Source organism: Sorangium sp. So ce385 (assembly GCF_051474135.1).
GTDB classification, from domain to species: Bacteria; Myxococcota_A; Polyangia; order Polyangiales; family Polyangiaceae; genus Sorangium; species Sorangium cellulosum_D.
Window position 1 is genome coordinate 11,117,403 of sequence record NZ_CP150337.1, and the last position, 23,409, is coordinate 11,140,811.

The following is a 23,409-nucleotide window of genomic DNA, read 5'->3' on the forward strand; positions in this document are numbered from 1 at the left end:
ACCTCGCGGCGAGCAGGAGGGCGCGGCAGCGTGTCTTGCAGGGTGCCTGGCGCTCCGCCACGCTCCTCACGGGGACCGGCGCTCGGCTATGCCCGCAGCAGCGTCACCTTCCTCCCCGAAGGCGTGGCCACCTCCTCGAATCGGGTGCGCGTCTCGATATCGCCGGCCTCCGGCCGCCGGTCGAAGATCACCAGCACCCCGGCATCGAGCCCCGTCTTGTCGAGATAGCCGTCGAGCTGCGCGAGGGCCTTGTTCAGCGGATCTTTCGTCTTGCCTCGCCAGACCTTCAGCTCCAGCGCCTCGCGCTGCCACGCGCGCGCGCCGCTCACGTCGCGGTAGGGCCAGCGCACCAGCAGGTCGATCCGGCCGCGGCCGATGCCGTACGCGCGATCGATGACCCCGCCGCCGTTCACCACGCGCTGCAGGAACGCCATCAGCACGAGCTGCGGCGCCGCCTCGTGATAGGGCAGGCCGGCGGCCAAGACGTCGCCGTGCTCGCGCCAGAAGTCGGCGAACTCGCGCAGGACGCGGCCGAAGTCGAGGCGGCCGTCGGGGAGGACGAAGCTCCGCGGCTCCGCCACGATCTCGGCCTCCACCGAGCCGGCGAGCACGCGCGCGATCACCTCGTGATAGATGGGGTTGGCGATCCGGAGCGGGTTGTCCCGCGCGAGCAGGCCGAGATCGCGGCAGTAGCTCAGGTCGTCGTCGTAGGCTTCGTCCTTGCCCGTCAGGGTGCCCGCGAGGACGGGCTCGATGAAGCGCTTCACCCGCGGCTCGGCGAGCTTCGCCACCAGGGAATCCAGGTGCGTGGCGCGCGCCAGGATCAGCCGTTCCTTGGCCTCCTCGACGTGCGCCGCCGTGACGGCCTGCGCGGGCGGCACGGCCATCTTCTCGACGACCTCGCGCGCCAGCGCGTTCACCAGCCACGGCTGTCCCCGCGTCGCCTCGAAGGCGCGCGAGATCGCCTCCTCGGCGAAGACCTGCCCCGTGTCCGCCGTGTGCTGTCCGTAGAGCTCCCGCACCTCGTCGAGGCTGAAGTCGTCGAGGCGGAGCGACTCGAGCTTGATGTTGAACGGGCTCGCCGTGCCCAGCCGCGACGGATCGCCGCCGCTCGCGGCCTTGTAGTCGCGCACGTCACGCAGACCGCAGAGGATCACGGAGGCGGGGAATTCGCGAGGACGACCGGGGAAGCCCGCCCGGAGCTGCCGGAGCACGGTCACGAGGCTGCTGTCGCGGAGCGCGTCGATCTCGTCGAGCATCAGCGCGAGCGGCAGCGGGCAGGCCTGTGCCCAGGCCTTGAGCGCCGCCCGCAGACGATCGCCGGGCGGCGCATCGGGAAAGGGCGGCGGCCGCTGCTCCGGAGCGAGCCTCGACTCGGCCTCGCTGCGCATGTTGGACAGCACGATCCGCTCGGCCGCATCGTAGTCGTCGCCGGCCGCCTGGCCGGCCTCGCACGAGAGCAGGACCGCCGCGTGCTTGCCCGAGGCCGTGAGGCTGTGCGCGAGCGCCCGCAGCGCGGTGGTCTTGCCCGTCTGCCGCGGGGCGTGCACCACGAAATAGCCGAGCTGCTCCACGAGCCCGGGCGCCTCCGGCAGGCGGCGGGCCGGCGGGATCATGTAGTGCATCCCCTCGATGCAGGGCCCGGCCGTGTTGAACCGGCGCTTCATGCCGCGACCTTGGCCCGATCGCGGCGGACAGCGCAAGCCGGTAAGCTCGCGCTCCGCCGCGGCGGGCGGGAGCTCCGGCTCGACCAGCGCGGCGCCGCCGGGCGTCGCGGCTCAGCGCAGCCACGTCTCGGCCCTGAGCCGCTCGACAAGGAAATCGACGAACGCCCGCACCCTCGCCGCCGCGAGGCGGCCCTCGGGGTGCACGACGTGGATCGGGACCGGCGGGGGCTCGAACGCCGGGAGCACGATGGCGAGGCGCCCGTCGCGCAGCTCCGGGCCGATCTGGTACGAGAGCACGCGCGCGAGCCCCCGTCCGGCAGCGGCCGCCGCGATGGCCACGTCGGCCGTGTTGACGAGGAGCTGGGACGGCGGGAGGACCTTCTCGACCCGCGCGCCCGACCCGAACGACCACTCCTCGGGCGAGCCCGTCTGCGAGAACGAGATGGTGTCGAGCTGCGCCAGGTCGGCCGGCGTCGCGGGCGTGCCGCGCGCGGCGAGGTAGCCCGGCGACGCGCAGACCACCCGCCGCACCGAGCCGACGCGGATCGCGGTCAGCGACGAATCCCGCAGGTGGGCGATCCGGACGGCGACGTCGATCCCCTCGTCGAGCATGTCCACGACCCGGTCGAGGAGCAGCGTCCGCGCCGACACGCGCGGGTGGCGCGCCAGGAAATCGAACACGATCGGCGCGACGAACATCCGCCCGAACAGGACCGGCGCCGTCACGCCGAGCGGCCCCCGCAGCGCGGCGTGAGACCCGGCCGCCGACGCCTCGGCCTCCTCGATCTCCGCGAGGATCCGCTTGCAGTCCGCGAGGAACCGGGCGCCCGCCTCGGTCAGCCGGACGATGCGCGTGGTGCGGTGCAGGAGCCGCGTGCCGATCCGCTCCTCCAGCGCGGAGATGGCCCGCGTCACCGCCGGCGGCGACATGGACAGCCGCCGCGCCGCGGGCGCGAAGCCCTCCTCCCCGGCGACCGCGACGAACACGCGCATCGTGTCCAGCCGATCCATCCGATTATTCCAGTTCCCGGAATGGTCCCTTGTCAAGGATGGGTATTACCCATCGCCGCTGGAATGGGCATCTTCGGCTGGCGAGGCGGGGAGGCCCACGCGGGCCGCGCCGCCTCTCGACCCATCCCTCCCCAAGGACACCTCCGATGACGACCCCTGCCAGACCCATCCGTCTTTATCGTCACCCGCTCTCGGGACACGCGCACCGCGTGGAGCTGTTCCTGTCGCTGCTGCGGCTTCCGTTCGAGCTCGTCGACGTGGATCTGAAGAGCGGCGCCCACAAGGCGCCCGAGTTCCTGCGCAAGAGCCCCTTCGGTCAGGTGCCGGTGATCGAGGACGGCGACGTGACGCTGGCCGACAGCAACGCGATCCTCGTGTACCTGGCGGCGCGCTACGACCCGTCGGGGCGATGGCTCCCGCGCGATCCGGTGGCGGCGGCGCGCGTGCAGCAGTGGCTCTCCGTGGCCGCGGGGCAGCTCGTGACGGGGCCCGCGGCGGCGCGCCTCGCGCGCGTATTCGGCGCCAAGGTGGATGTCGATCGGGCCAAGGCGATCGCCGCCCAGCTCCTCACGGTGGTCGATCAGCACCTCTCGGCGCGGCGATTCCTCGCGGGCGACGCGCCGACCGTGGCGGACATCGCGATGTACACGTACACGGCGCACGCGCCGGAAGGCGGCGTGTCGCTGGAGCCGTACGGCCACGTGCGCGCGTGGCTCGCCCGCGTGGAGGAGCTGCCCGGCTTCGCGCCGATGACGAGGACGGCCCTGTGAACGCGCTGCCCGGATGGCCCGGCGACGGGTCGCCCTATCACCCAGGCGAGATGGCCGTGCAGGAGCGGGCCGGCGCGCGCGAGCGGGCCGAGAAGGCCGGACGCAGGATCATCCGGGATTTCATGCCCGACCAGCACCGCGAGCTGTTCGCGAAGCTGCCGTTCTTGCTCGTCGGGAGCCTCGACGCGCAGGCCCGGCCCTGGGCCTCGCTCCTCGCGGGGCGGCCGGGGTTCATCGCCTCGCCGGACGCGCGGACGCTCGCCGTGAACGCGCGCCCTCTGCCCGGCGATCCGCTCGCCGCGCGCCTCGTGGCGGGCGCGCCGGTGGGCCTGCTCGGCATCCAGCTCGAGACCCGCCGCCGCAACCGGATGAACGGCACGATCGTCGAGGCCGGAGACGGCGGCTTCGTCGTCGAGGTCGGGCAGAGCTTCGGCAACTGCCCGCAGTACATCCAGGCGCGAGAGCCGGTGTTCGTGAGAGAGCCCGGCGCGGCCGCCGCGCCTCCGGCGGCGCAGGCGGAAGGGCCGCTCCTGTCCGCCGGCGCCGCGGCGCTGATCCGCCGCGCGGACACGTTCTTCATCGCGACCGCCGCGCCGGCCGCGCGCGGGGGCAGCGCGATCGAGGGGGCCGACGTGTCCCACCGGGGCGGCAAGCCCGGCTTCGTGCGCGTGACCGAGGAGGACGGCCGCACCGCGCTCACCGCGCCGGATTTCGCCGGAAACTCCGCGTTCAACACGTTCGGCAACCTGGCGCTGAACCCGCGCGCCGGGCTGCTCTTCGTGGACTTCGCGTCCGGCGGGGTGCTGTCGCTGACCGGAGAGGCCGAGGTGCTCTGGCACGGGGCGGAGCTCGCCGCCTTCGCCGGGGCCCAGCGGCTCCTGCGGTTCCGCGTGGCCGAGGGCGTGTGGACGGACGACGCGGTGCCGCTGCGCTGGTCGGCGCCGGTGGCGGCGCCGCAGCTCGCGGCGACCGGCTCGTGGGAGGACGTAGAGCGGGCGTGACGGCGCCGCGGGGGCCTGCCAGGGGAGTTTTGCCCCACCGGGGAGATCCGGGGCGGCCCCGGAGCGACCGGCGCAGCGACGCTCCGGCTTGAGAATGCGCACGCGTCCTGCATTCTCCTCCAGGATCCCATGCGGCTCGCCAGCAAACTCACCCTGGCCCTCGTCCTCGTCATGTGCGCGGCGCTGAGCCTCTACGGCTACCTCTCGGTCCGGCGCGAGCGGGCGCTGTTCGAGGCGGACATGCGGCGCGACGAGCACCTCATCGGCATCGCGCTGCGCGCGGCGGTGACCGAGCGGTGGCGCCGCGACGGGCTCGACGAGGCGCTCCGCGTGCTCGCCGAGGCGAGCGAGCGCCAGGACGGCGTGCACTTCCGCTGGGTCTGGCTCGACGCGCCCCCCGGCGATCGCTTCGCGCCGGCGCTGCCCGCCGACGAGATCGCCGATCTCGCCGGGGGCACCGAGGTGTTCCGGATGCAGCGCGAGGGCGACAGGACCGGGCGCTTTTACACCTACGCGCCGGTCGCCGTGGACCCGGCGCGCGTCGGCGCGATCGAGATCTCGGAGTCGCTCGAGGAGGGAGAGTCGTACGTCCAGGCGAGCGTGGTCAACACGGTGACCACCATCGTCGCCCTCGCGGCGCTGAGCGGCCTGCTGGCGATGACCTTCGGGCAGCTCCTCGTCGGGCGCCCGACGCAGCGGCTTGTCGACAAGACCCGGCGCATCGGGGAAGGCGACCTCGGCGGCCCGCTCATCCTGTCGCAGCGCGACGAGCTCGGGCAGATCGCCCGCGAGATCAACGCGATGTGCGAGCACCTCGCCGAGGCGCGCGAGCGCGCCGCCCGGGAGACGACCGCGCGCATCGCCGCGCTGGAGCAGCTCCGGCACGCCGATCGGCTCACCACCGTGGGCAAGCTGGCGTCGGGCATCGCGCACGAGCTCGGCACGCCGCTCAACGTGGTGGGCGGCCGCGCCAAGATGATCGCGCGCGGCCTCTCGCCGGAGGAGGCGGCGGACAGCGCGCGCATCATCGCCGAGCAGGCGGATCGGATGACGAAGATCATCCGGCAGCTGCTCGATTTCGCGCGCCGCCGGGTCGCGCAGAAGGCGCCGGCCGATGTCGCGCAGATCGCGCGCCAGACGCTGGCGCTGCTGGAGCCCCTCGCCCGCAAGCGGAGCGTGACGCTCCGCCTCGACGAGGCGGACCTCGCCCCGTCGGGGGCGCAGGCCGAGGTGGACACCGGGCAGATGCAGCAGGTGCTCACGAACCTCGTGATGAACGGCATGCAGTCGATGCGGCGCGGCGGCGAGCTCACGGTGCGCGTCGAGCGCGCGCGCGCCCGCCCGCCGGCCGATCACGGCGGCGCCGAGGGCGAGCACGTGGCCATCCGGGTGATCGACCACGGCGACGGGATCGCGCCCGAGAACATCCCCCGCGTGTTCGAGCCGTTCTTCACCACGAAGGACGTCGGCGAAGGCACCGGCCTCGGGCTGAGCGTCTCCTACGGCATCGTGCGCGAGCACGGGGGCTGGATCGACCTGGAGAGCGAGCTCGGCAAGGGCTCGACCTTCACGGTGTACCTCGCCCCGAGCGGCCCGGGGGGCGCGGCGCCGGCGGCCGGGGGCGAGGGCGCGCCCTCTCCGGCGCAGGGCGGGCTGGCCGGGACGGCGGCCTAGCGACGGCTGGTGGCGGGCCCGGCGCTGTATTACGCAATCGATCGAGGAGAGATGGGACGGCGAGCGCTGATCATCGACGACGACGAGGCGATGTGCGCGTGGCTCGCGGCGGATCTCCGCGCGCGGGGCGTCGAGGCGACCACGCGGACCTCGCCTGCGGAGGCGCTCGCGCTGCTCGAGGAGGACGAGCGCTTCGACGTCCTCCTGACCGACCTGAACATGCGCGGCATGGATGGGATCGCGGTCTGCCGCCGGGCGGCCGAGATCCGGCCGGACCTGCCGGTGGTGGTGATCACCGCCTTCGGCAGCATCGAGACGGCGGTGCAGGCGATCCGCGCGGGCGCGTACGACTACGTGACCAAGCCGGTCGACATCGAGGCGCTGGCGCTGGCGCTGGAGCGGGCGATCGCGCACCACGCGCTCAAGGCCGAGGTGCGGCGGCTGCGCCGCGCGGTGGCCGGGCCTGGCGCGTTCCCGGACCTCATCGGCCGGAGCGCCGCGATGCGGGCGGTGCAGGATCTGATCGAGCGCATCGCCGACGCGGAGGCGACCGTGCTCATCACGGGCGAGAGCGGGACGGGCAAGGAGGTCGTCGCGCGGGCGCTGCACGAGCGGAGCCGCCGCAAGGGGGGGCCGTTCGTGGCGATCAACTGCGCTGCGGTGCCGGAGTCGCTGATCGAGAGCGAGCTGTTCGGGCATGCGCGGGGCGCGTTCACCGACGCGCGCGCGGCGCGCTCCGGGCTGTTCGTGGAGGCGAACGGCGGGACGCTGTTCCTCGACGAGATCGGGGAGCTGCCGCTCGCGGTGCAGCCGAAGCTGCTCCGCGCCCTGCAGGAGCGCCGGGTGCGGCCGGTGGGCGGGAACGCGGAGGTGCCGTTCGATGCGCGCATCGTGGCCGCGACGAACCGCGACCTGGACGAGGCGGTCGAGGAGCGCCGGTTCCGGGAGGATCTGTATTACCGGATCAACGTGCTCCACGTGGAGCTGCCGCCGGTGCGGGCGCGGGGCAGCGACGTGCTGCTGCTCGCGCAGCGCTTTCTGGAGGACTTCGCCGCGCGCTCGGGCAAGGAGGTGGTGGGCCTGTCGCCCGCGGCCGCCGAGCGGCTGCTTGCGTACTCGTGGCCGGGGAACGTGCGGGAGATCCAGAACTGCATCGAGCGGGCGGTGGCGCTCACGCGGTACCAGGAGATCACGGTGGACGATCTGCCGGCGAAGGTGCGGGAGCACCGGCCGTCGCACGTGCTCGTGGCGGGGGATGATCCGTCGGAGCTGGTGCCGCTCGAGGAGGTGGAGCGCCGGTACATCCTGCGGGTGCTGGAGGCGGCGGGCGGGAACAAGACGCTGGCGGCCCGGATCCTGGGGCTCGACCGGAAGACGCTGCACCGCAAGCTCGAGCGGTGGGAGCCGGCCGCCGGGGCGGCGAAGGGCGGCTGAGGGCGCGGAGGAATACCCCAGCCGCCCCAACCTGGGTCGGGTCCTGGCCTTCCACCGCAACCTGGGTCGGTTCCTGGCCCTCACCTCAACCCGGGTCGGGCGCCTCAACCTCGGTCGCCCCAACCTCGGTCGCCCCAACCTGGGTCCGGCCGCCCCAACCTGGGTCGGGCGCCCCAACCTGGGTCGGTTTCGGCCGGCCGCCCCAAAACCTGGGTCGGTTCCTGGCCCTCACCTCAACCTGAGTGGGTCCGCCCAACCTGGGTCGGTTCCTGGCCCTCACCTCAACCTGGGTGGGTCCGCCCCAACCTGGGTCGGTTCCGGGCGCCCCAACCTGGGTCGGTTCCTGCCGCCCCAACCTGGGTCGGTTCCTGCCGCCCCAACCTGGGTCGGTCCGCCCCAACCTGGGTCGGTCCGCCCCAACCCGGGTCGGTTCCCGCCAACCCGGGTCGGTTCCCGGTTCCCACCGCCGCCCGCGGCACGCTGCCTGCACCCAGGCTCCCTCGAAGGAGACCCCATGAACCCCGAGCAGCTCCGCGAACGTGCCTGGTCCCCGAGTGTGCCCCCTGAACCCCTGCCGAGCGTCCACCCCGTCGCGACGCCCGTCCGCGTTCTCCTGGCCGAGGACGACCGGGAGCTGCGGCTGCTGCTCGCCACCGCCCTCCGTCGCGACGGCTACGAGGTCCTGGAGGCGCGCGACGCCAACCACCTCCTCGAGCTGATGGGCGACGCGCTGGTCTCCGGCGGCGGCGCCCCAGCCGACGTCGTCGTCAGCGACATCCGGATGCCGGGCAGGAGCGGCCTCGAGCTGCTCGCCGGGCTGCGCCGCGACGACTGGGCGACCCCCGTGGTCCTCATCACCGCGTTCGGAGACCCGGAGACCCACGCCGAGGCCTACCGCCTGGGCGCCGACGCCGTGCTCGACAAACCGCTCGACGTCGACGACCTGCGCGTCGTGGTCCAGACCCTCGCCTCGATGCGCGGCTGACGCGCCCCGCGGCCGCGCCCGCCGCCCCGCGCGCCCGCCGCCCCGCGCGCCCGCGGCCCCCGCGCCGCGCCTCACCCCGCCTCGACCGGCAGCCGGCGCGGCTCCCCCTCCCGCTGCGCCTTCAGCCGCGCCCGACGCATCTTGTGCCACGCGAGGATCCCCGCGTCCGCGCGCACGAAGCGGCACGCCTCCAGGTCCGCGTCGCGCGGCTCCGACGACGCCAGCATCCGCTCGTCCTCCGGCTGGATCAGCCAGAACTCCATCAGCAGCCCGAGCCGCGCCAGCAGCCGCCCGATCGCCGGGACCGGCACGTAGTACCGCCCCACGATCGCCGTCCGCCCCCCGTCGATCGGCGCGCACCCCACCACCCCCACCACCCGCTTCCCGAACGAGAGCCGCAACGCCCCCGGGAAGCGCACCTCCATCTCGAACTTCCACCCCCGCCGGCCGTCCCACGGCCCCCCGTCGTCGTGGCGGAGCACCCCCATCGCGCGGATGACGTCGCCCTCCACCCGGACGTCGTAGGGGTCCAGCAGCGCGCCCATGCCCGGCACCCACGGCCGGTGCGCGAACGGCGCGTGGTGAAGGTCGAGCATCCCCTCCATCGCCCGCGCGAACGGCACGTCCCAGTCCATCGACGCCGTGTGGGCGTGCCGCTCGTCGGCCGGCAGCCCCTCGAACCAGGGCACCGGCGGCAGCTCGTCCGGCCGCTCGCCCCAGAAGAGCCACGCGAAGCCCCGGTGCTCGCGCACCTCGTAGCGCGTCAGCGCGAGCGCCTCGGCCACGCCGCGCGCGCTCGCCCCGCGCCCCTCGCACGGGATCGCCACGCAGCGCCCGTCCGACGCGAACCGGAAGCCGTGGTACGGGCACTCGATCGCCCCGTCCACGATGCGCCCCAGGCCGAGGTCCGCGCCCCGGTGCGGACAGCGCGCCCGCGCCGCGACCAGCGCGCCCCGCTCGTCCCGGAACAGCACGATGCGCGTCCCGAACCGCTCGACCGTGACCGGCCGCTTGCCCACGCGCGCCGCGTCCGCGATGATGTACCAGGCGCCCTCGACGAACCCGCCGCGCCCTTCCTCGATGCCGTGCCTTCGCATGATGCTCCTCCGATTGCCCGGAAGCCTGAGGCTCCCTCGGCGGTGGAGCAGTGACAGCGCGCGCCACAAGGGCTGACATGCCGCGCCAGCCCGCCCGGGCCCCGGCGCGCGCGCCGACGATCTGGGCCCGCACCGCCGCGCAGCTCGCCGACCACGCCGCGCAGCGCGGGGCGGACCGCGCCGCGCTGCTCGAGGCCGCGGGGCTCCCGGACGCGGCGCTCGCCGATCCCGACGCCCGCGTCCCGCTCTCGGCCTTCTACGCGCTCGTCGAGGCGGCCGTGACGGCCGCCGCCGATCCGCACCTCGGCCTCGACTTCGCCGGGCGCTTCCAGCCGGAGCACTTCGACGCCCTCGGCTTCCTCGCCATGAGCAGCCCCACCCTCGGCGAGGCGTTCCACCGGATGCTCCGCTACCAGCAGGTCTGGAACGAGGGCGAGCGCTACACCCTGGAGATCCGCGGCGGCGCTGCGCACATCGCCTTCGCGCCGTTCGGGCCCGATCGGCCAGCCCACGGCCAGGTGGCGGAGATGTTCGCGTTCGACGTGCTCGTGAACGCCGGCCGCATGTGCGGCGACCCGATCCAGGCGGTCGCGGTGCGCTTTCGCCATGCGCCCGCGGGCGATCCGGCCGAGAAGGCGCGGCGGCTCGGCTCGCCGGTGCGCTTCGGGGCGCCGCAGACCGAGCTGGTCCTGCCCGTCGAGGCGCTGGCCCGGCCGCTGCCCCACGCCAACGACGCGCTCGCCGCCTTCCTGGAGCGCCACGTGCAGGTCATCGCAGCCAGCCTGCCGGGCGCGGCGCCGCCCGCGCTGTCCGACCGCGTGCGCGCGCTCCTCGGCGAGCGGCTGCGCGAGGGGGCCGACCTGGGCGCGCTCGCGGCGCGCCTGCGGATGAGCCCGCGCACGCTCCAGCGCCGCCTCGGCGACGAGGGCACGTCGATCCACGCCCTGCTCGACGAGGTCCGCCGCGGCCGCGCGGCGGCGCTCCTGGAGGCGGACATGGCGATCGGCGAGGTGGCCTACCTGCTCGGCTACTCGGAGCCGAGCGCGTTCCACCGGGCGTTCCGGCGCTGGACGGGCGCGACGCCGGAGGCGTTCCGCGCCCGCGCCAGGGGGACCGCGCCCCGGTGAGCGGCTACCGCCGTGGGGGCGACGTCTGGCACTGGTTCATGCAGCTGACGTTGCGCCCGCACGCCTCGGCGCACTGACCGAGATCGGGCCGGTAGTTCGGGTCGCGCGCCCGGCCCGAGCCGAGCCCCTCGCACCCGAGGACGAAGGACGAGAGGGCGGCGGCGCACAGGGCGGCGCCACACCGCGCTCGCCGCGCGCCGACCCGGGCGCGCGACGCGCGGCGCGCGAGCAGGACTCGTTCGCTCATGGTGGCGTGATCCTGTTCCCGTATGCGCCGACCGGTAGCCGTTCTCCGGCTCCAGAAGCTCCGCAGCCCGCCCGCTCGGCCGCGGCCCGCGCCGCCGCCGGGCGCGCGCTCACTCGTCGGCCGCGGGGGCGATCCTGAGCTCGGCCATCACCTTGGTGCTGGCCGTGAGGCTCGCCTCGATGTTCTCGACCGCCTGCGTGATCGCGTTGGTGGCCGGGAGGATGCACGCCCCCGCCTTCACGCTGCCGGTGGCCACGGCGTCGAGGCTGGCCGCGGTCGTGACCACCGCCTTGCCGCTCTCGAGCAGCAGCCGGCCGCGCGCCTGGGCGGCGACCAGGAGCCGCGGCAGGTTCGTCCTGAGGGTCGAGATCACCGCCTCGACGTCCTCCCCGCCCTCGATGTTGACCGCGGGCTCCCTGCAGGTCGCCCTCGCGCTCGCGCTCGCCTCGCAGGAGCCGTTGCACTCCGCGTTCGCCCTGCAGTCGACGGACGGCTCGGTGAGCTGGGCCCTGCACTTCGGCGCCTTGAAGTCGACGTCGCACTTGCCCGAGCAGTCGGCGTTGCACTGCACGTTCGCGCTGCCCTCGAACGAGCACGAGCCGCGGCACTGGCCCGTGCATTTGCCCTTGCACTCCCCGCGGCACTCGCTGCCAGCGGGCTGCCCGCCGCACTCCGCGTCACACGTGCCCTCGCACGTGCCCTCGCACGTACCGTCGCAGTTCACGGCCAGGTTGGCCGAGCCCTCGCAGCTGCCGGTGCACTGCCCCTCGCACCGGCCCGAGAGCTGGGCAGGATCGCAGCGCGCGATGATCTCCGCGGGGGTCAGCTGGCACGCGGCGTTGGCGTTGCACCTCGCCTCGCAGTTCGCCTGTACGCTCGCGTCGACCGTGCAGCTCGGCGGCTGGACGGAGATCGACAGATCGGCCGTCGCCTCGCCGAGCGCGTCGAGGGCGAGCTCGCACCACTGCGTCGCCCGCTCGCTCGGCTTCGTCGCCGTGATCGTCGCCGCGTCCTCGCCGAGATCGAGCGCGATCGCCTGACAGGCGCTGGTGACGTCGACCACGATGGATCCCGCGGCCCCGGTGAAGTCGGACACGGACTGCATGAAGGCACCATAAATGAGCTCGGAGTCGCCCTCGAGCCCCCACTTCACCGTGGCGAGATCGGCGCCCGGCGTGAAGTCGCGACAGCAGAGGTCATTCTGCAGCTCCGCGGCCTTGTCACACCCCATCAGCGGAACGACGGAGAGCCCCGCCAGCGCCAGAGGGAATGTCGCGATTCGCCACGTCAGACGGATATTCATCAGGAAACTCCTTGGTTCTTTGTCGGGAGCGCGTCCGGTGCCGGATCGCCGCGACCGCGGCGAAACCCCATGAGGGCGGCCGCTCACCTTCGGGCTCGGGCGACAGCCGCCGCCGAGGCAGGGCGACAATAACTCATAAACCGACCCGGCTGACAAGGTGCATCCTGCGGAATTGTTTCCGCTCTCGGCGTCACCTTAGGGCGAGGCCCGTCAGCACGCCAGCAATGCACGACGAGATCTGTTGATGTGCGACTCGGCGTGGGCAGGACGCCTGGACGCGGCCGTCCAGGGGTGCTCTCGGGCGCGCCATGACACGGCACGTCGTGGTTCGCAGTTAGCCATCCTCGAATAGCCGTTGCAGAGCTCGGCCGAGCCGTAGGACAATCGCCCCGTGACCACGCTCGGCCCACGGCTCCCCCGGATCTCGCGGCTCTCTCTCGTCCTCGCCCTGACGGCCGCGTGCAGCGGCTCGTCCGATGACGAGGCCACGGCCGGCCACGCCGCCGGCGAGCCGCCCGAGATGGCCGGGATCACGGCGGCCCACAACGCGGCGCGCGCCACGGTCGACCCGCCCGCCGACGACCCGATCCCGGTGCTCACGTGGTCGCCCGAGATCGCCGCGGTGGCCCAGGCCTACGCCGACGGGTGCGTGTTCGGCCATAGCAAGAGCAGCTACGGAGAGAACCTCTATGCCACGAGCGGCGCCGCGGCCTCTCCGGAGGACGTCGTCGCGGCGTGGATCGACGAGGCCGCAAATTACGACCTCGCGAGCAATTCGTGCAGCTCCACCTGCGGCCATTACACGCAGGTGGTCTGGGCCGACTCCCTGCGGCTCGGCTGCGGGGTCGCCGATTGCTCGGGCGACTCGCCGTTCGGCGGCGGGTCGTGGCAGCTCTGGGTGTGCAACTACGACCCTCCCGGCAACTTCGTCGGCGAGCGCCCCTACTGAGGTCCGCGCAGGCGGTGCAGGCGGTGGTGGACGGCGCGCCGCCCGCGTCTTCCCCGCCCCTCGCCCGCTCTGGTATCGCACGAGCGATGGACTTCGGATGGACCCCTGCCCAGCGCGCCGTCCACGACCGCATGCGCGCCCTCGGCGCCGAGGCCGACGCCGCGGCCCCGGACGACCGCATGGGCGTCCTCGCCCGCGGCGGCGCCCTCGGCCTGCCGATCGCCCGCGATCTCGGCGGCGAGGGCCTCGACCTCGTCACGACGGCGCTCGCCTACGAGGGCCTCGGCGCGACGCTGCGCGACGGCGGCGTCCTGCTCGCCGCGGGGGCGCACCTCTTCGGCGTGGCGCTCCTGCTCGCCCGGGTGGGCACGCCCGCGCAGCAGCGCGCGTGGCTGCCGCGGATGGCGACCGGCGAGCGCATGGCCACGGTCGCCGCGACCGAGGCCGGCGCCGGCTCGGACGTCGCGTCGGTCGAGGCCACGGCCGACCGCACCGCCGCGGGCTACCGGCTCACCGGCGAGAAGCGGTACGTGACCTGGGCCGACCGCGCCGACGTGTACTTCGCGCTCGCGCGCGACGGCGGCGACGGCGGCGCGCCGGCGCGCGGCCTCACGGCGCTGCTCGTCCCCCGCGACGCCGCGGGCGGGGCGGGCGGGGCGGGCGCTCCCGCCGCGGCGGAGGGCCCCGGCGCGGCGCGCATCCGCCCGGGCGCCCTGCTCGCGACCGCGGGCCTCCGCGGCGCGCGGCTCGCGCCCGTCTCGTTCGCCGGCTGCGAGGTCGGCCCCGACGCGCTCCTCGGCCGCGCCGGCGCCGGCCTCGCCGTCTTCCAGATCGCGATGACCTACGAGCGCGCGCTGATCCTCGCCTTCCGCCTCGGCGCCATGGAGCGCGCCCTCGGCGAGGCCGTCCGCTTCGCCCGGGAGCGCGCGATCGGCGGCCAGTCGATCGCGCGCCACCAGGCCGTCGCGCACCGCCTCGCGCAGATGAAGCTGCGGCTGGAGACCTCGAGGCTGCTCGTCTACCGCGCCGCCTGGGAGCTCGACCAGGGCCACCGCGGCCAGGCCGAGGCCGCGCTCGCCAAGTGGCACACGGCGGACTCGGCCTTGCAGTCCGCGCTGGACGATCTCCAGCTCCGCGGCGGCGCCGGCTACCTCGAGGAGAGCGGCCTCCCCTCCGCCGTGGACGACGCGCTGGGCGGCAGCATCCACTCGGGGACGTCCGACGTGCTCGCCACGATCGTCGCGCGCTGGCTCGGCGTCTAGCGCCGCCCGCCAGCGTCCCGGCGCCTTCGCGCGCCCGGCACTAGCCAACCCCCGCGGACGCCTTTACCAAAGGAGGGCTGCGCGGACCGGCCGAGGGTGCCGGCGCCGCGCCCCGTCCGTCGGCCCCCTCACGCCCAACCAGGAACGATCATGACCGAAGCGACCGACAATCCCCTGCTCTCTCTCGGCTTCGAGATCCCGTTCGATCGCATCCGGAGCGAGCACGTCGAGCCCGCGGTGCGCGCGCTGCTCGCGGACGCCCGCGCCCGGCTCGAGGCGCTCATCGCGACGCCCGGCCCCCGCACCTACGAGAGCACCCTCGACGCGCTCGAGGCCGTCACCGAGCGGCTCGACCGCGCCATGAACGTCGTCTCGCACCTCGAGTCGACGTCCACCACGCCCGAGCTGCGCGCCGCCTACAACGCCGTCCAGCCGGAGGTCAGCGAGTTCCTCAGCGGCATCGCCCTCAACGAGGGCGTCTACGGCGCGCTCAAGGCGTTCGCGGCCACGCCCGAGGCCGAGGCGCTCACCGGCCCGCGGCGCCGCTTCTTCAAGAAGACCCTCGACGACTTCCGCCGGAGCGGCGCCGAGCTCGACCCGCCCGGCAAGAAGCGCCTGTCCGAGATCGACGTCGAGCTCGCGACGCTCACCCTGCGCTTCTCGCAGAACGTGCTCGACGCCACCAACGCCTTCGAGTTCGTGGTCGAGGACCCGGCCCGCCTCGCCGGCCTGCCGCCGAGCGCGATCGAGGCCGCCCGCCAGAGCGCCCAGGACAAGGGCGTCAAGGGCTACCGCTTCACGCTGCAGGCGCCGAGCTACATCCCGGTCCTCACGCACCTCGACGACGCCTCGATCCGCGAGCGCTTCTACCGCGCCTACAACACGCGGGCGACCGAGGGCGATCACGACAACCGCCCGCTCATCCGCCGCATCCTCGAGCTCCGCCGCGAGAAGGCGACGCTGCTCGGCTACGCGACCTTCGCCGACCTCGTGCTCGAGGATCGCATGGCCAAGACGGGCGCCGAGGCGCGCCGCTTCGTCGGGACGCTGCGCGAGCGCACCGAGCCGGTGTTCGCCCGCGAGAAGGACGAGCTCGCCGCCTTCCGCCGCGAGATCGAGGGCCCGGGCGCGCCGCCGCTCGAGCCGTGGGACGTCTCCTACTACGCCGAGAAGCTGCGCCGCGCCCGCTACGACTTCGACGACGAGGCGCTCCGCCCCTATTTCCCGCTGGATCGCGTCGTCTCCGGCCTGTTCGAGATCGCCCACCGCCTCTACGGCGTGCGCATCGTGCCCTGGCAGGACGCGCCCACGTGGCACCCGAGCGTCCGCGCCTACCGGCTCCTCGAGGCGGACGGCGCCCAGAGCGCCGCGTTCTACCTCGACTTCGCCCCGCGCGAGCAGAAGCGCGACGGCGCCTGGATGCACGGGCTCGTCACGGGCGCGCCGAGCGACGGCGGGCGCGCGGCCGGCGAGGACGCGCGGCACCTCGAGGTCCTGGCGGGCAGCTTCACCCCCCCGGTCGGCGGCCGCCCCGCGCTGCTCAACCACCGCGAGGTCGAGACGCTGTTCCACGAGTTCGGGCACATGATGCACCACGCCTCCAGCCGGGTGCCGATCCGGAGCCTCGCCGGCACCAACGTCGCCTGGGACTTCGTCGAGCTCCCCTCGCAGATCATGGAGAACTGGTGCTGGGAGCGGGAGGCGCTCGATCTGTTCGCGCGCCACCACGAGACGGGCGCGCCCATCCCCGACGACCTGCTCCAGCGGATGCGCGCCGCCCGCACGTTCCGCGCCGGCGCCGTGACGATGCGGCAGCTCGGCTTCGCCGAGATCGACCTCGCGCTCCACGTGGACTGGACCCCCGAGCGCGGCGACGTCGTCGAGTTCGCGCGCGAGGTCCTCGAGCGCTACTCGCCGGTCCCGCTGCCCGAGGGCTACGCGATGATCGCCGGCTTCTCCCACCTCTTCTCGAGCCCGGTGGGCTACGCCGCCGGCTACTACTCGTACAAGTGGGCCGAGGTGCTCGACGCCGACGCCTTCTCCCGCTTCCAGGAAGAGGGCCTGTTCAGCCGGAAGGTGGGCGACGCGTTCCGGAGCCAGATCCTCGCGCTCGGCGACACGCAGGACCCGATGGATCTCTACAAGAGCTTCCGCGGCCGCGAGCCCACCCTCGACGCCCTGCTCCAGCGCAGCGGCCTCGCCTGAGCCCCCGGGGGGGCGGCCCTCCGGCGGTCCGCCCGGCGCTGCCGCCTGCCGGCCCCCGCCCCGAAGGCCCGCCTTCCCCCGCCCGGGCCCCTGACGGCCCCCACGGCTTCCCGACGCCCCCTCGACCCCATCGCCCCAGGTAGCCCCAGGACGAGCGCGCCTCCGCGCCCGGCGAGCCCGAGCGCGCTGCCGGCGCCGGACGCGCTGGAGCGATTGACCGGTTCATTCAAGCTCCGGCGGGGCGCCCGAGGCGCGCGATGCCCGTCCCGGCGCGCGGCCCTCCGTGCGTCGCGCGCGCCGCAACCACGGAGACCTCGACCGCTCTCCAGGACGGCGGCGTCTCGGGATCGGCTTTGTGAACATCGGTGAAGAACCCTGAAGAATACATGAAGTCAAAATCGTGCTGCCCGCAAATAAAGAGCGCGACTCGAATTGATAAAACAATTCAGCTCGCTATTTAAACACCGGTCGCGGCCGCCCCTGACTTCGAGCCTCCCTATCGGCTGCATGATCCCGTGATGGCAGGCTCGATCCGGTCTGACAGGAGCGTTCGATGGGGGGGCGTGCGACGTCTCAAAAAAACCGGTTCATCCGGCCTCGCTCCCGTGGACCGTTCGCGCCGATCCGGCCCTGCATCGAAGCGGCCGCCGGCCACGTACGAAACGACCGATCGCCGCCTGGGTGGATGGCATCCAGGAGGGCAGAGGCGACCGACGGTCGCCGGACTCATCAAGGAGAACAACGATGCGACGTTTGAGCTTCATGATAACGACCTCGTGCGCGCTCGCGCTCGGCGCCTGCGTTCAGGCGCCTGAGGCGGACGAGCAGCCCGTCGGTCAGGTGGCGCAGGGGCTCGCGGATCCGGCCTCGGTGCTCGGGTTCGAGAGCGTTGCGGACTGGACCGTCGCCGGCGCCGTGAAGAGCGCCAGCTCCAGCGCCTCGCAGGGCGCCTCGGCGCTCGCGCTCAGAAATTTCGCCTTCGCGGAGCTCCGCTCCGCGCCGCTCACCACCCTGTCCGGCGTGACCTCGAAGCTGGCCTTCGACCTGCGGGCGCCGGTGCCGCCCGACTTCGGCAATGCGCAGCTCTCCGTGGACATCCCGTCTCGCGGCGTGCACAGCGCCTACCTGGGTCAAGTGAGCCTCGACGAGCTCGACGCCAACGTGTACGGCACGCTCTCGTTCGACGTGCCGCCGAGCGTCGTCAGCGCCCTGCAGCAGACCTACAGCGACCTGACGTTCAAGATCGTCCTCAACGTCCCGTTCACGAGCGCCGATTACCTGGTGGATAACCTGCGCTTCGTGGGTGGGGAGCCGCCGGGCGAGGCTTCCAAGGTCGAGCTGCGCGTCTCGGGCGTGGACGACCGGCTCGTCGTCTCGGTGAACGGCCTCCAGCGCAGGATGTTCCACCTCGGCGAGGCGAGCGTCGGCCAGCGCATCGACGTGAGCGGCTGGTTCGGGGGCGGCGCCAACGACGTGCGCGTCCAGCTCCTCAACACCGGGGGTCCGGCGACCGGCGGCGTCGAGCTCTGGGTGGACGATCAGCCTGTCGTGAGCGAGGCGTGCCCTGCGACGGTGTGCAATGGCCTGGATGTCCGGACGGGCATCGTGTGGGATCGGACGTTCTCGGTCGCGACCCCGAACCGGCCTGCGTTCCAGCCCGTGACGGTGACGGGGGACGGCGGCGCGCCTGGCAAGGTGTATGTGAACGACGTCTTCACGGGGCGGGTCACGCCCACCACGCTGTCGCTGCCGCCGGGCGACTACAGGATAGGCGTCGGGTTCAGCAGCGAGCTGCCGCCGCGCGATTACACCGGCTCGTTCTTCGAGCAGCAGGTGACCGTCGCCGCGTCGCCCCTGAACGTCGACATCACGTCGACCCCGCCGCTCCCCCTCCAGGAGGAGACGCGCATCGCGATCCTGCCCATCCGGAACAGCATCAACCATGTCGCGTCGCTGGGCGGGCCGGACCCGTCGAACACCGGCGTGCTCTTCGACGCCGACGTCACGGCGCTCGTCGCGCAGGTCGAGGCGACCAACGAGCTCTGGTTCGAGCCGCTGTCCTACGGGCTCGCGCGGTGGACCGTCGAGGTCCTGCCCACCATCGAGGACGTGCCGATCATCGAGCAGAACCACGACGGGTGGGACACCACGCGCTTCATCGCTGAGGCTGATACTGGCTCTCTGGCGAGCCAGTACGACATGGTCGTGTACTTCTTCTCGCAGCACCGGGCCGACGGTTCCCCGGTCGAGCGCGTGAGCAACATCGCGTGGGCGTTCGACGGCACGAACATCGGTTTCTCGACCAGCTTCACCAGCGTGGGCTCGGACAACCTGAACGCCGGCTTCCTCCACGAGACCCTGCACAACTACGAGTCCTACAACCAGAACGTGCTGCACCTCTACAACGGCATCGAGGGCCTGCACGGCGCCGAGCAGCACGGTTATTACAACGGCTCCAACGGCGAGGTGGACTACCTGCACTTCTATCGCCACTTCATGCGCGGCCAGGTCGCCGAGCTCGGCGCCATGCGCTCGAACCTGAAGTGGCCCGCGATCGGCGAGGTCGCGCCGAGCTCGGACCTCTACCTCGGCGTCTTCCCGGTCCTGCGCCACGGCTTCCGCGTCCCGTGACGTAGCCTCCCCGGCCCGTCCGTCCCCATCCGCAGGCCCGAGGAGACCGTGCTCGTCGCGCGGCGCGGGCAGGGCGGATGTCTGAGCCCCAAGGACAAAGCTCCTCGCGGCGGAGCCGGAGGAGCTTTGTCACAGGCGAGCCCGGCGGGACCCCCGCGCCGCGCGACGAGCACGGTCTCTCGGGTCGGGCCCCCGGGCGGGCCTCTAAGCCAAGCGTAAGGAGGAGGAGGGGGCCCCGGCGCTCATGCCACCGGCCGCCCCCTCCGGCGGGCTCACTTCATCGAGAAGTTGCACGCCGAGAGCGACGCCGACCCCACGGTCTGGGTGATCGCCCAGTTGTTGAGCGACCGGATCTGCGCCTGCTCGGTCCTGAAGGCGTACCGGTTCGCGAGCTGCACCTCGGCGCCGCCCTTCGGCTGGATGTACACCGAGTACCGCCGCGACGACGTCTCGACCACCATCCGGACCGTGTACGTCTTCCCGGCCACGTACGGGAACACCGTCGCCGCCTCGTACCGCGAGCCGTTCCGGACCCGGACGTTGCCCTGCTCGTCGAAGATCACGATCGCCGCGAGCTCGGTCCACTGATCCGCCGCCCCGCTCGACAGCCCGACGACCCCGTCGATCTTCGCCGCGCTCGGCGTCACGTCCCACGTCGCCGTGAAGGTGCCCCACTGCGTCGTCAGCGGCGTGTTCACCCACTCGCCAGCGTCCACGGTCGGGCACGACGGCGCCGGGTCTGGTGTCGTCGGCTCCGGCTCCGTCGGCTCGGTCGGCGTCGTCGGCTGGGTCGGCGTCGTCGTCGTCCCCGAGCCGAACTCGAAGGCGCCGATGTCCATCGCGCCCACGGCCGTCCGCTGCCGCGCGGTGCCGACGGCCTCGAGCGCCCCCTTCGGCGGGTGGAAGAGCGGGCTCGTCAGCGGCTTCGGGAACGGGTACCCCGGGATCCCCGAGATCTGGCTCACGCCCTTGTTCAGGAGCGGGCTCGACGACAGCAGCGACACGTCGCGCCGGTCCAGGCTCGTGAAGCCCGGATTGTCCACGAACTGCGTATTCGCGAAGGCGGAAGGCACAACCGAGCCCGTGGGCACCGCGTTGTTGACGCCCTTGATCACCGGGCTGCCGGTCGTCCACTTCGCCTCGGTGTCGCGGAAGACCTGGACGCTGCCGCCGCCGACGCGGTGGAAGACGTTGTTGTGGAGCTCGATGCTCTCGATGCGGTCGAACAGGTGGATCGCCGCGTTCGACCCCTGCATCAGCAGGAAGGTGTTGTTGACGAACCGGTACCGCCCCTTCGTGTCGCCCGTGCCGTCGCCGCCGACGCGCACCACGTACTGCGTGTGCGTCTTGCGGAAGACGTTGCCGACCACATCGGAGTCCTCCCGCGCGAGGTCCTCATCCTGCCCGTCCGGACCGATGAGCTCGAGGTCCTTGTAGAGCCCGCCTTCGATCCAGTTATAGTAAATCTCGTTCCGCTCCGCGCGGGACTTCACCGCGTTGCCGCCGTTTGTGTCGTGGACGTAGCTGTGCTGCATCCGGAACACGGCGCCCGGATACGCGCTCTCGTCCGTGGCCATGTAGATCGAGTGCTTCTGCGTCCCGCTCCCGCACTTGTAGACCTCGACGTACTCCAGCGTCAGCGAGCCCGAGTCGCTGTCGGCGCCGAGGATGCCGTGCGCTGGACAGTCGTGGACCACCGTGTCGCGAATGGTCACTTCGTGACCATGGTGGAAAACACACCGGGACGTGCCGCCGGTCACATCGAACCCCTCGAGCACGACGTGGTTCGCGTTGAGCTCGATGGTGTTGGTGCCGCCCTTGAGGATGGGGCGCTTCCCGGAGACGCGCTTGCCGCGGATGGTGATCTTCGCGCTGGCCGTGCCCCCCCTCGTGATCCGGATATTGCCCGGGTACGTCACGTTGCCGTCGACCTCCACGATGTCGCCCGGCTTCAGCAGGTTCGCGACGTCGTTGAGGGTCTTGTAGGTGCGCGTAGGGCCGACAAGGAACGTCGTGCCGGCGGCCTGCTCCCCCGCGCCCCAATCCTCCGCGGTCACGTCCTCGTCGAGCGGCGCGCAGCCGGAGCCGACGATCGACATCGCCAACAGCGAGGCGATGAACTTACCGGCGGCAAACGACCGCGACCCAAAGCCTTGAGAAATCGAATGCATGGCTTTTTCTCCCCCGGCGTCGTCGAACCCCTGCGGTGAACAGGACCGTAACGGCCGAAGGCTACAGGGGGCAGAAGTGAAGCCTCCCGCTGTAGACCCTCGCGCCGCGAACCATCGGTGCAGACCATTCAGCACCAGAGGGGCGGATACCGGCGCTCTCGTGAGACAACTTATTCCTGGATTGGAGCAAAGGGTCAAGACGAAATGCTTTCGCAAATCAAACGATCGGCCAATTAGGTCGCACACCTCAGCCGCTTTTCACATCAAGGTTGCAAAAATTCGATGCAAAACTGCAATGCGCAGCTCGTCCGCTGATGTGAGGAATGTGTAGCGATGTGGCCGCTCGCTCGCTCTTTCATGGTCAAAATCCCGCATAATTGTGGGCCAAAGCGCACCTACACCGGAAACTCCGTTCGTCCTAACGACCTCTGCCTACCTCTCCCCGCATCTGTCGAGCTCGCGAGCGACGTCCACGCCGCGCCGAGGCGGCGTGCTTCGCCGGAGCGCGCACCGATTCGTCGTCAGCGATGGGCGGAGCGGTGATCGCGCCGATCTCACCGCGCCCGCATAGGAGCAGCGCCTTTCACGCTTCGAGCCGCTGCCGCGGCCCCTCGAGCGCGCGCGGCGGTGCCACGTGCGCCGGGCGCGCCTCCGCGGCGACGCCCAGCGCGCCTCGGCGCGCGTGCGACGGAGTCATTCGCCGATCGGATCTCCGGGGAGAGCTTCCATTGCGGCGCTCGCGACCGCGAGGGGATCTCGGCCATTGCGATTCGGCGGGGCGCCGTGCGTTCGGCCGGCGGCCGTTCGGCCGGCAGCCGCGCCCGTTCCCGGGGGATCCGAGCGCGCTCGCCGGTGCGTTCTCGCCGGCGAGATCGAGGCGATCGGGCGGGAGATCGCCGAGAGGCACGAATGAGCGGCGTTCGACGACGAGATCCGGCGCGCCCGCGCGGCCGTCGCGCGCGTCGCGCCGTTCATCGCGCCGCCAGCCACGGGAAAGTAAGCCGCCGGCCGCGCCGGAAAACTGAACGGGTTGTCAGGAATACGGAAAAGGATGAATCGGGCTCAGGAGGAGATCTCGTTGCCTTTCGGGAATTCCCGTCTTCCTCCTGGATTCGGGCGTCCGGCGGGCCGAGCGGGGCCGGGGCGGGCTCAGCGCCTGCCTTTGAAGCCCATCATCTGCTGCACCACCGCCTCGCTCTCCTCGGCGATCGCGCCTTCCTGGGCCGCGCGATCGGCGCAGTCTTCACAGACCTTCTTCTTCTTGCTTCCGACCTTGATCGTCTTGAGCTCGTCGACCTCGCTGTCGCACTCGCGGCACGTGGGCATCGCCGACCTTCCTTTCGCGCCGCCAGCATATCGCACCCGCGCCGGGATCGCGCCGCCGCGGTGCGGGGTTCCGGCGGGGCTCGCCCGCCCGATGTTTGGCCCGGACGAGCCGCGCGACCTACGCTCGGCGCCTCACGAGGACCCAGGAGGAACGCATGGATCGCAGGCAGGGCGCGCGCGCCCAGGTCGACTTCCCCGTCTCGGCGCTCGTCGACGGCCACAGGCACCGGTGCCGCGCGATCGATCTCTCCCCGACCGGGATGGTCGTCGAGCGCACGCCCGGGCTCGCGGGCCGGGCGCTGCCGGCGGTCACCCCGTTCGAGCTCGACCTCGGGGTCGGTCGCCCCATCCGGCTGCGCGCCCGCCCGGTCTGGGACCGCGACAACCTGCTCGCCGTCCGCTTCGTGGTCATGAGCGACGCCGACCGGCTCACGATCGCCGAGCACCTCGACGAGAGGGCGCGGCGCCGGGAGCCGCTGCACTAGATCGTCCCCGTCTCCCGTCTGCCGTCTCCCGTCCCCCGTCCCCGTCCTTCGTCCCCGTGCGCGT

Annotated in this window: 18 protein-coding genes; 11 read left to right on the plus strand and 7 right to left on the minus strand. The window is 72.6% G+C overall.

The genetic code is table 11. The features are described from left to right. Positions 1 to 86 precede the first annotated feature (86 nt). Both WME83_RS40700 and WME83_RS40705 read right to left on the minus strand, forming a co-directional pair. On the minus strand, positions 87 to 1,667 hold the full coding sequence (locus WME83_RS40700) for an AAA family ATPase (protein ID WP_437315095.1): 1,581 nt from the start codon (positions 1,665 to 1,667) through the stop codon (positions 87 to 89). Positions 1,668 to 1,778: 111 nt separating this feature from the next. After that, positions 1,779 to 2,678, minus strand: a complete 900-nt coding sequence (locus WME83_RS40705) for a LysR family transcriptional regulator (RefSeq protein ID WP_437315096.1) — start codon at positions 2,676 to 2,678, stop codon at positions 1,779 to 1,781. Positions 2,679 to 2,824: 146 nt separating this feature from the next. On the opposite strand from WME83_RS40705, the gene WME83_RS40710 reads away from it, so the two are divergent. The 5 genes from WME83_RS40710 to WME83_RS40730 all read left to right on the plus strand — a co-directional run bounded on the left by WME83_RS40710 (position 2,825) and on the right by WME83_RS40730 (position 8,542). Next, the gene (locus WME83_RS40710; protein WP_437315097.1) at positions 2,825 to 3,448 is read left to right on the plus strand and encodes a glutathione S-transferase family protein; all 624 of its coding nucleotides are present in this window, start codon (positions 2,825 to 2,827) and stop codon (positions 3,446 to 3,448) included. Beyond that, the gene (locus tag WME83_RS40715; RefSeq protein ID WP_437315098.1) at positions 3,445 to 4,449 is read left to right on the plus strand and encodes a flavin-nucleotide-binding protein; all 1,005 of its coding nucleotides are present in this window, start codon (positions 3,445 to 3,447) and stop codon (positions 4,447 to 4,449) included. Before WME83_RS40710 ends, WME83_RS40715 begins: the two co-directional genes overlap by 4 nt. 129 nt (positions 4,450 to 4,578) lie before the next feature. After that, positions 4,579 to 6,123 (plus strand): sensor histidine kinase, encoded by a 1,545-nt coding sequence (locus WME83_RS40720; RefSeq protein WP_437315099.1) that lies wholly within the window; start codon positions 4,579 to 4,581, stop codon positions 6,121 to 6,123. A 51-nt stretch (positions 6,124 to 6,174) separates the two neighbouring features. Beyond that, positions 6,175 to 7,557, plus strand: coding sequence for a sigma-54-dependent transcriptional regulator (locus WME83_RS40725; RefSeq protein ID WP_437315100.1), 1,383 nt, complete (start codon positions 6,175 to 6,177; stop codon positions 7,555 to 7,557). A 514-nt stretch (positions 7,558 to 8,071) separates the two neighbouring features. Further along, positions 8,072 to 8,542 (plus strand): response regulator, encoded by a 471-nt coding sequence (locus WME83_RS40730; protein WP_061626061.1) that lies wholly within the window; start codon positions 8,072 to 8,074, stop codon positions 8,540 to 8,542. A 71-nt stretch (positions 8,543 to 8,613) separates the two neighbouring features. Here the strand turns inward: WME83_RS40730 and WME83_RS40735 are convergent, their stop codons facing one another. Continuing rightward, complete coding sequence (locus WME83_RS40735; protein ID WP_437315101.1) at positions 8,614 to 9,639, minus strand: Rieske 2Fe-2S domain-containing protein; 1,026 nt, start codon at positions 9,637 to 9,639, stop codon at positions 8,614 to 8,616. 77 nt (positions 9,640 to 9,716) lie between these two features. On the opposite strand from WME83_RS40735, the gene WME83_RS40740 reads away from it, so the two are divergent. After that, the gene (locus WME83_RS40740) at positions 9,717 to 10,766 is read left to right on the plus strand and encodes an AraC family transcriptional regulator (protein WP_437315102.1); all 1,050 of its coding nucleotides are present in this window, start codon (positions 9,717 to 9,719) and stop codon (positions 10,764 to 10,766) included. A gap of 4 nt (positions 10,767 to 10,770) precedes the next feature. Here WME83_RS40740 and WME83_RS40745 read toward each other — a convergent pair whose 3' ends face one another. Next, positions 10,771 to 11,013, minus strand: coding sequence for a hypothetical protein (locus tag WME83_RS40745; RefSeq protein ID WP_437315103.1), 243 nt, complete (start codon positions 11,011 to 11,013; stop codon positions 10,771 to 10,773). A gap of 109 nt (positions 11,014 to 11,122) precedes the next feature. Beyond that, a complete protein-coding gene (locus tag WME83_RS40750; RefSeq protein WP_437315104.1) occupies positions 11,123 to 12,316 on the minus strand; it encodes a hypothetical protein in 1,194 nt (397 codons plus the stop codon). 391 nt (positions 12,317 to 12,707) lie between these two features. On the opposite strand from WME83_RS40750, the gene WME83_RS40755 reads away from it, so the two are divergent. From WME83_RS40755 to WME83_RS40770, 4 genes are all read left to right on the plus strand, one after another. After that, a complete protein-coding gene (locus tag WME83_RS40755) occupies positions 12,708 to 13,265 on the plus strand; it encodes a CAP domain-containing protein (protein ID WP_437315105.1) in 558 nt (185 codons plus the stop codon). Between the two features lie 86 nt (positions 13,266 to 13,351). Beyond that, complete coding sequence (locus WME83_RS40760) at positions 13,352 to 14,527, plus strand: acyl-CoA dehydrogenase family protein (RefSeq protein WP_437315106.1); 1,176 nt, start codon at positions 13,352 to 13,354, stop codon at positions 14,525 to 14,527. A gap of 150 nt (positions 14,528 to 14,677) precedes the next feature. Further along, positions 14,678 to 16,732 (plus strand): M3 family metallopeptidase, encoded by a 2,055-nt coding sequence (locus WME83_RS40765; RefSeq protein ID WP_437315107.1) that lies wholly within the window; start codon positions 14,678 to 14,680, stop codon positions 16,730 to 16,732. 744 nt (positions 16,733 to 17,476) lie between these two features. Next, positions 17,477 to 19,363 carry a hypothetical protein gene (locus tag WME83_RS40770; protein ID WP_437315108.1) on the plus strand — a complete coding sequence of 629 codons (1,887 nt, stop codon included), beginning with the start codon at positions 17,477 to 17,479 and terminating at the stop codon, positions 19,361 to 19,363. Positions 19,364 to 19,635: 272 nt separating this feature from the next. On the opposite strand, the gene WME83_RS40775 is transcribed toward WME83_RS40770, so the two are convergent. Both WME83_RS40775 and WME83_RS40780 read right to left on the minus strand, forming a co-directional pair. Further along, positions 19,636 to 21,534, minus strand: a complete 1,899-nt coding sequence (locus WME83_RS40775) for a right-handed parallel beta-helix repeat-containing protein (protein WP_437315109.1) — start codon at positions 21,532 to 21,534, stop codon at positions 19,636 to 19,638. A gap of 1,149 nt (positions 21,535 to 22,683) precedes the next feature. After that, complete coding sequence (locus tag WME83_RS40780; protein WP_159397796.1) at positions 22,684 to 22,860, minus strand: hypothetical protein; 177 nt, start codon at positions 22,858 to 22,860, stop codon at positions 22,684 to 22,686. A 155-nt stretch (positions 22,861 to 23,015) separates the two neighbouring features. On the opposite strand from WME83_RS40780, the gene WME83_RS40785 reads away from it, so the two are divergent. Next, a complete protein-coding gene (locus tag WME83_RS40785) occupies positions 23,016 to 23,345 on the plus strand; it encodes a PilZ domain-containing protein (RefSeq protein ID WP_020740063.1) in 330 nt (109 codons plus the stop codon). Positions 23,346 to 23,409: the final 64 nt, after the last annotated feature.

Coding starts and splice junctions, on each gene's coding strand:
- WME83_RS40700 (WP_437315095.1), bottom strand. CDS start 1,667: ATGAAGCGCCGGTTCAACACGGCCGGGCCCTGCATCGAGGGGATGCAC.
- WME83_RS40705 (WP_437315096.1), bottom strand. CDS start 2,678: ATGGATCGGCTGGACACGATGCGCGTGTTCGTCGCGGTCGCCGGGGAG.
- WME83_RS40710 (WP_437315097.1), top strand. CDS start 2,825: ATGACGACCCCTGCCAGACCCATCCGTCTTTATCGTCACCCGCTCTCG.
- WME83_RS40720 (WP_437315099.1), top strand. CDS start 4,579: ATGCGGCTCGCCAGCAAACTCACCCTGGCCCTCGTCCTCGTCATGTGC.
- WME83_RS40725 (WP_437315100.1), top strand. CDS start 6,175: ATGGGACGGCGAGCGCTGATCATCGACGACGACGAGGCGATGTGCGCG.
- WME83_RS40730 (WP_061626061.1), top strand. CDS start 8,072: ATGAACCCCGAGCAGCTCCGCGAACGTGCCTGGTCCCCGAGTGTGCCC.
- WME83_RS40735 (WP_437315101.1), bottom strand. CDS start 9,639: ATGCGAAGGCACGGCATCGAGGAAGGGCGCGGCGGGTTCGTCGAGGGC.
- WME83_RS40740 (WP_437315102.1), top strand. CDS start 9,717: ATGCCGCGCCAGCCCGCCCGGGCCCCGGCGCGCGCGCCGACGATCTGG.
- WME83_RS40745 (WP_437315103.1), bottom strand. CDS start 11,013: ATGAGCGAACGAGTCCTGCTCGCGCGCCGCGCGTCGCGCGCCCGGGTC.
- WME83_RS40750 (WP_437315104.1), bottom strand. CDS start 12,316: ATGAATATCCGTCTGACGTGGCGAATCGCGACATTCCCTCTGGCGCTG.
- WME83_RS40760 (WP_437315106.1), top strand. CDS start 13,352: ATGGACTTCGGATGGACCCCTGCCCAGCGCGCCGTCCACGACCGCATG.
- WME83_RS40765 (WP_437315107.1), top strand. CDS start 14,678: ATGACCGAAGCGACCGACAATCCCCTGCTCTCTCTCGGCTTCGAGATC.
- WME83_RS40770 (WP_437315108.1), top strand. CDS start 17,477: ATGCGACGTTTGAGCTTCATGATAACGACCTCGTGCGCGCTCGCGCTC.
- WME83_RS40775 (WP_437315109.1), bottom strand. CDS start 21,534: ATGCATTCGATTTCTCAAGGCTTTGGGTCGCGGTCGTTTGCCGCCGGT.
- WME83_RS40780 (WP_159397796.1), bottom strand. CDS start 22,860: ATGCCCACGTGCCGCGAGTGCGACAGCGAGGTCGACGAGCTCAAGACG.
- WME83_RS40785 (WP_020740063.1), top strand. CDS start 23,016: ATGGATCGCAGGCAGGGCGCGCGCGCCCAGGTCGACTTCCCCGTCTCG.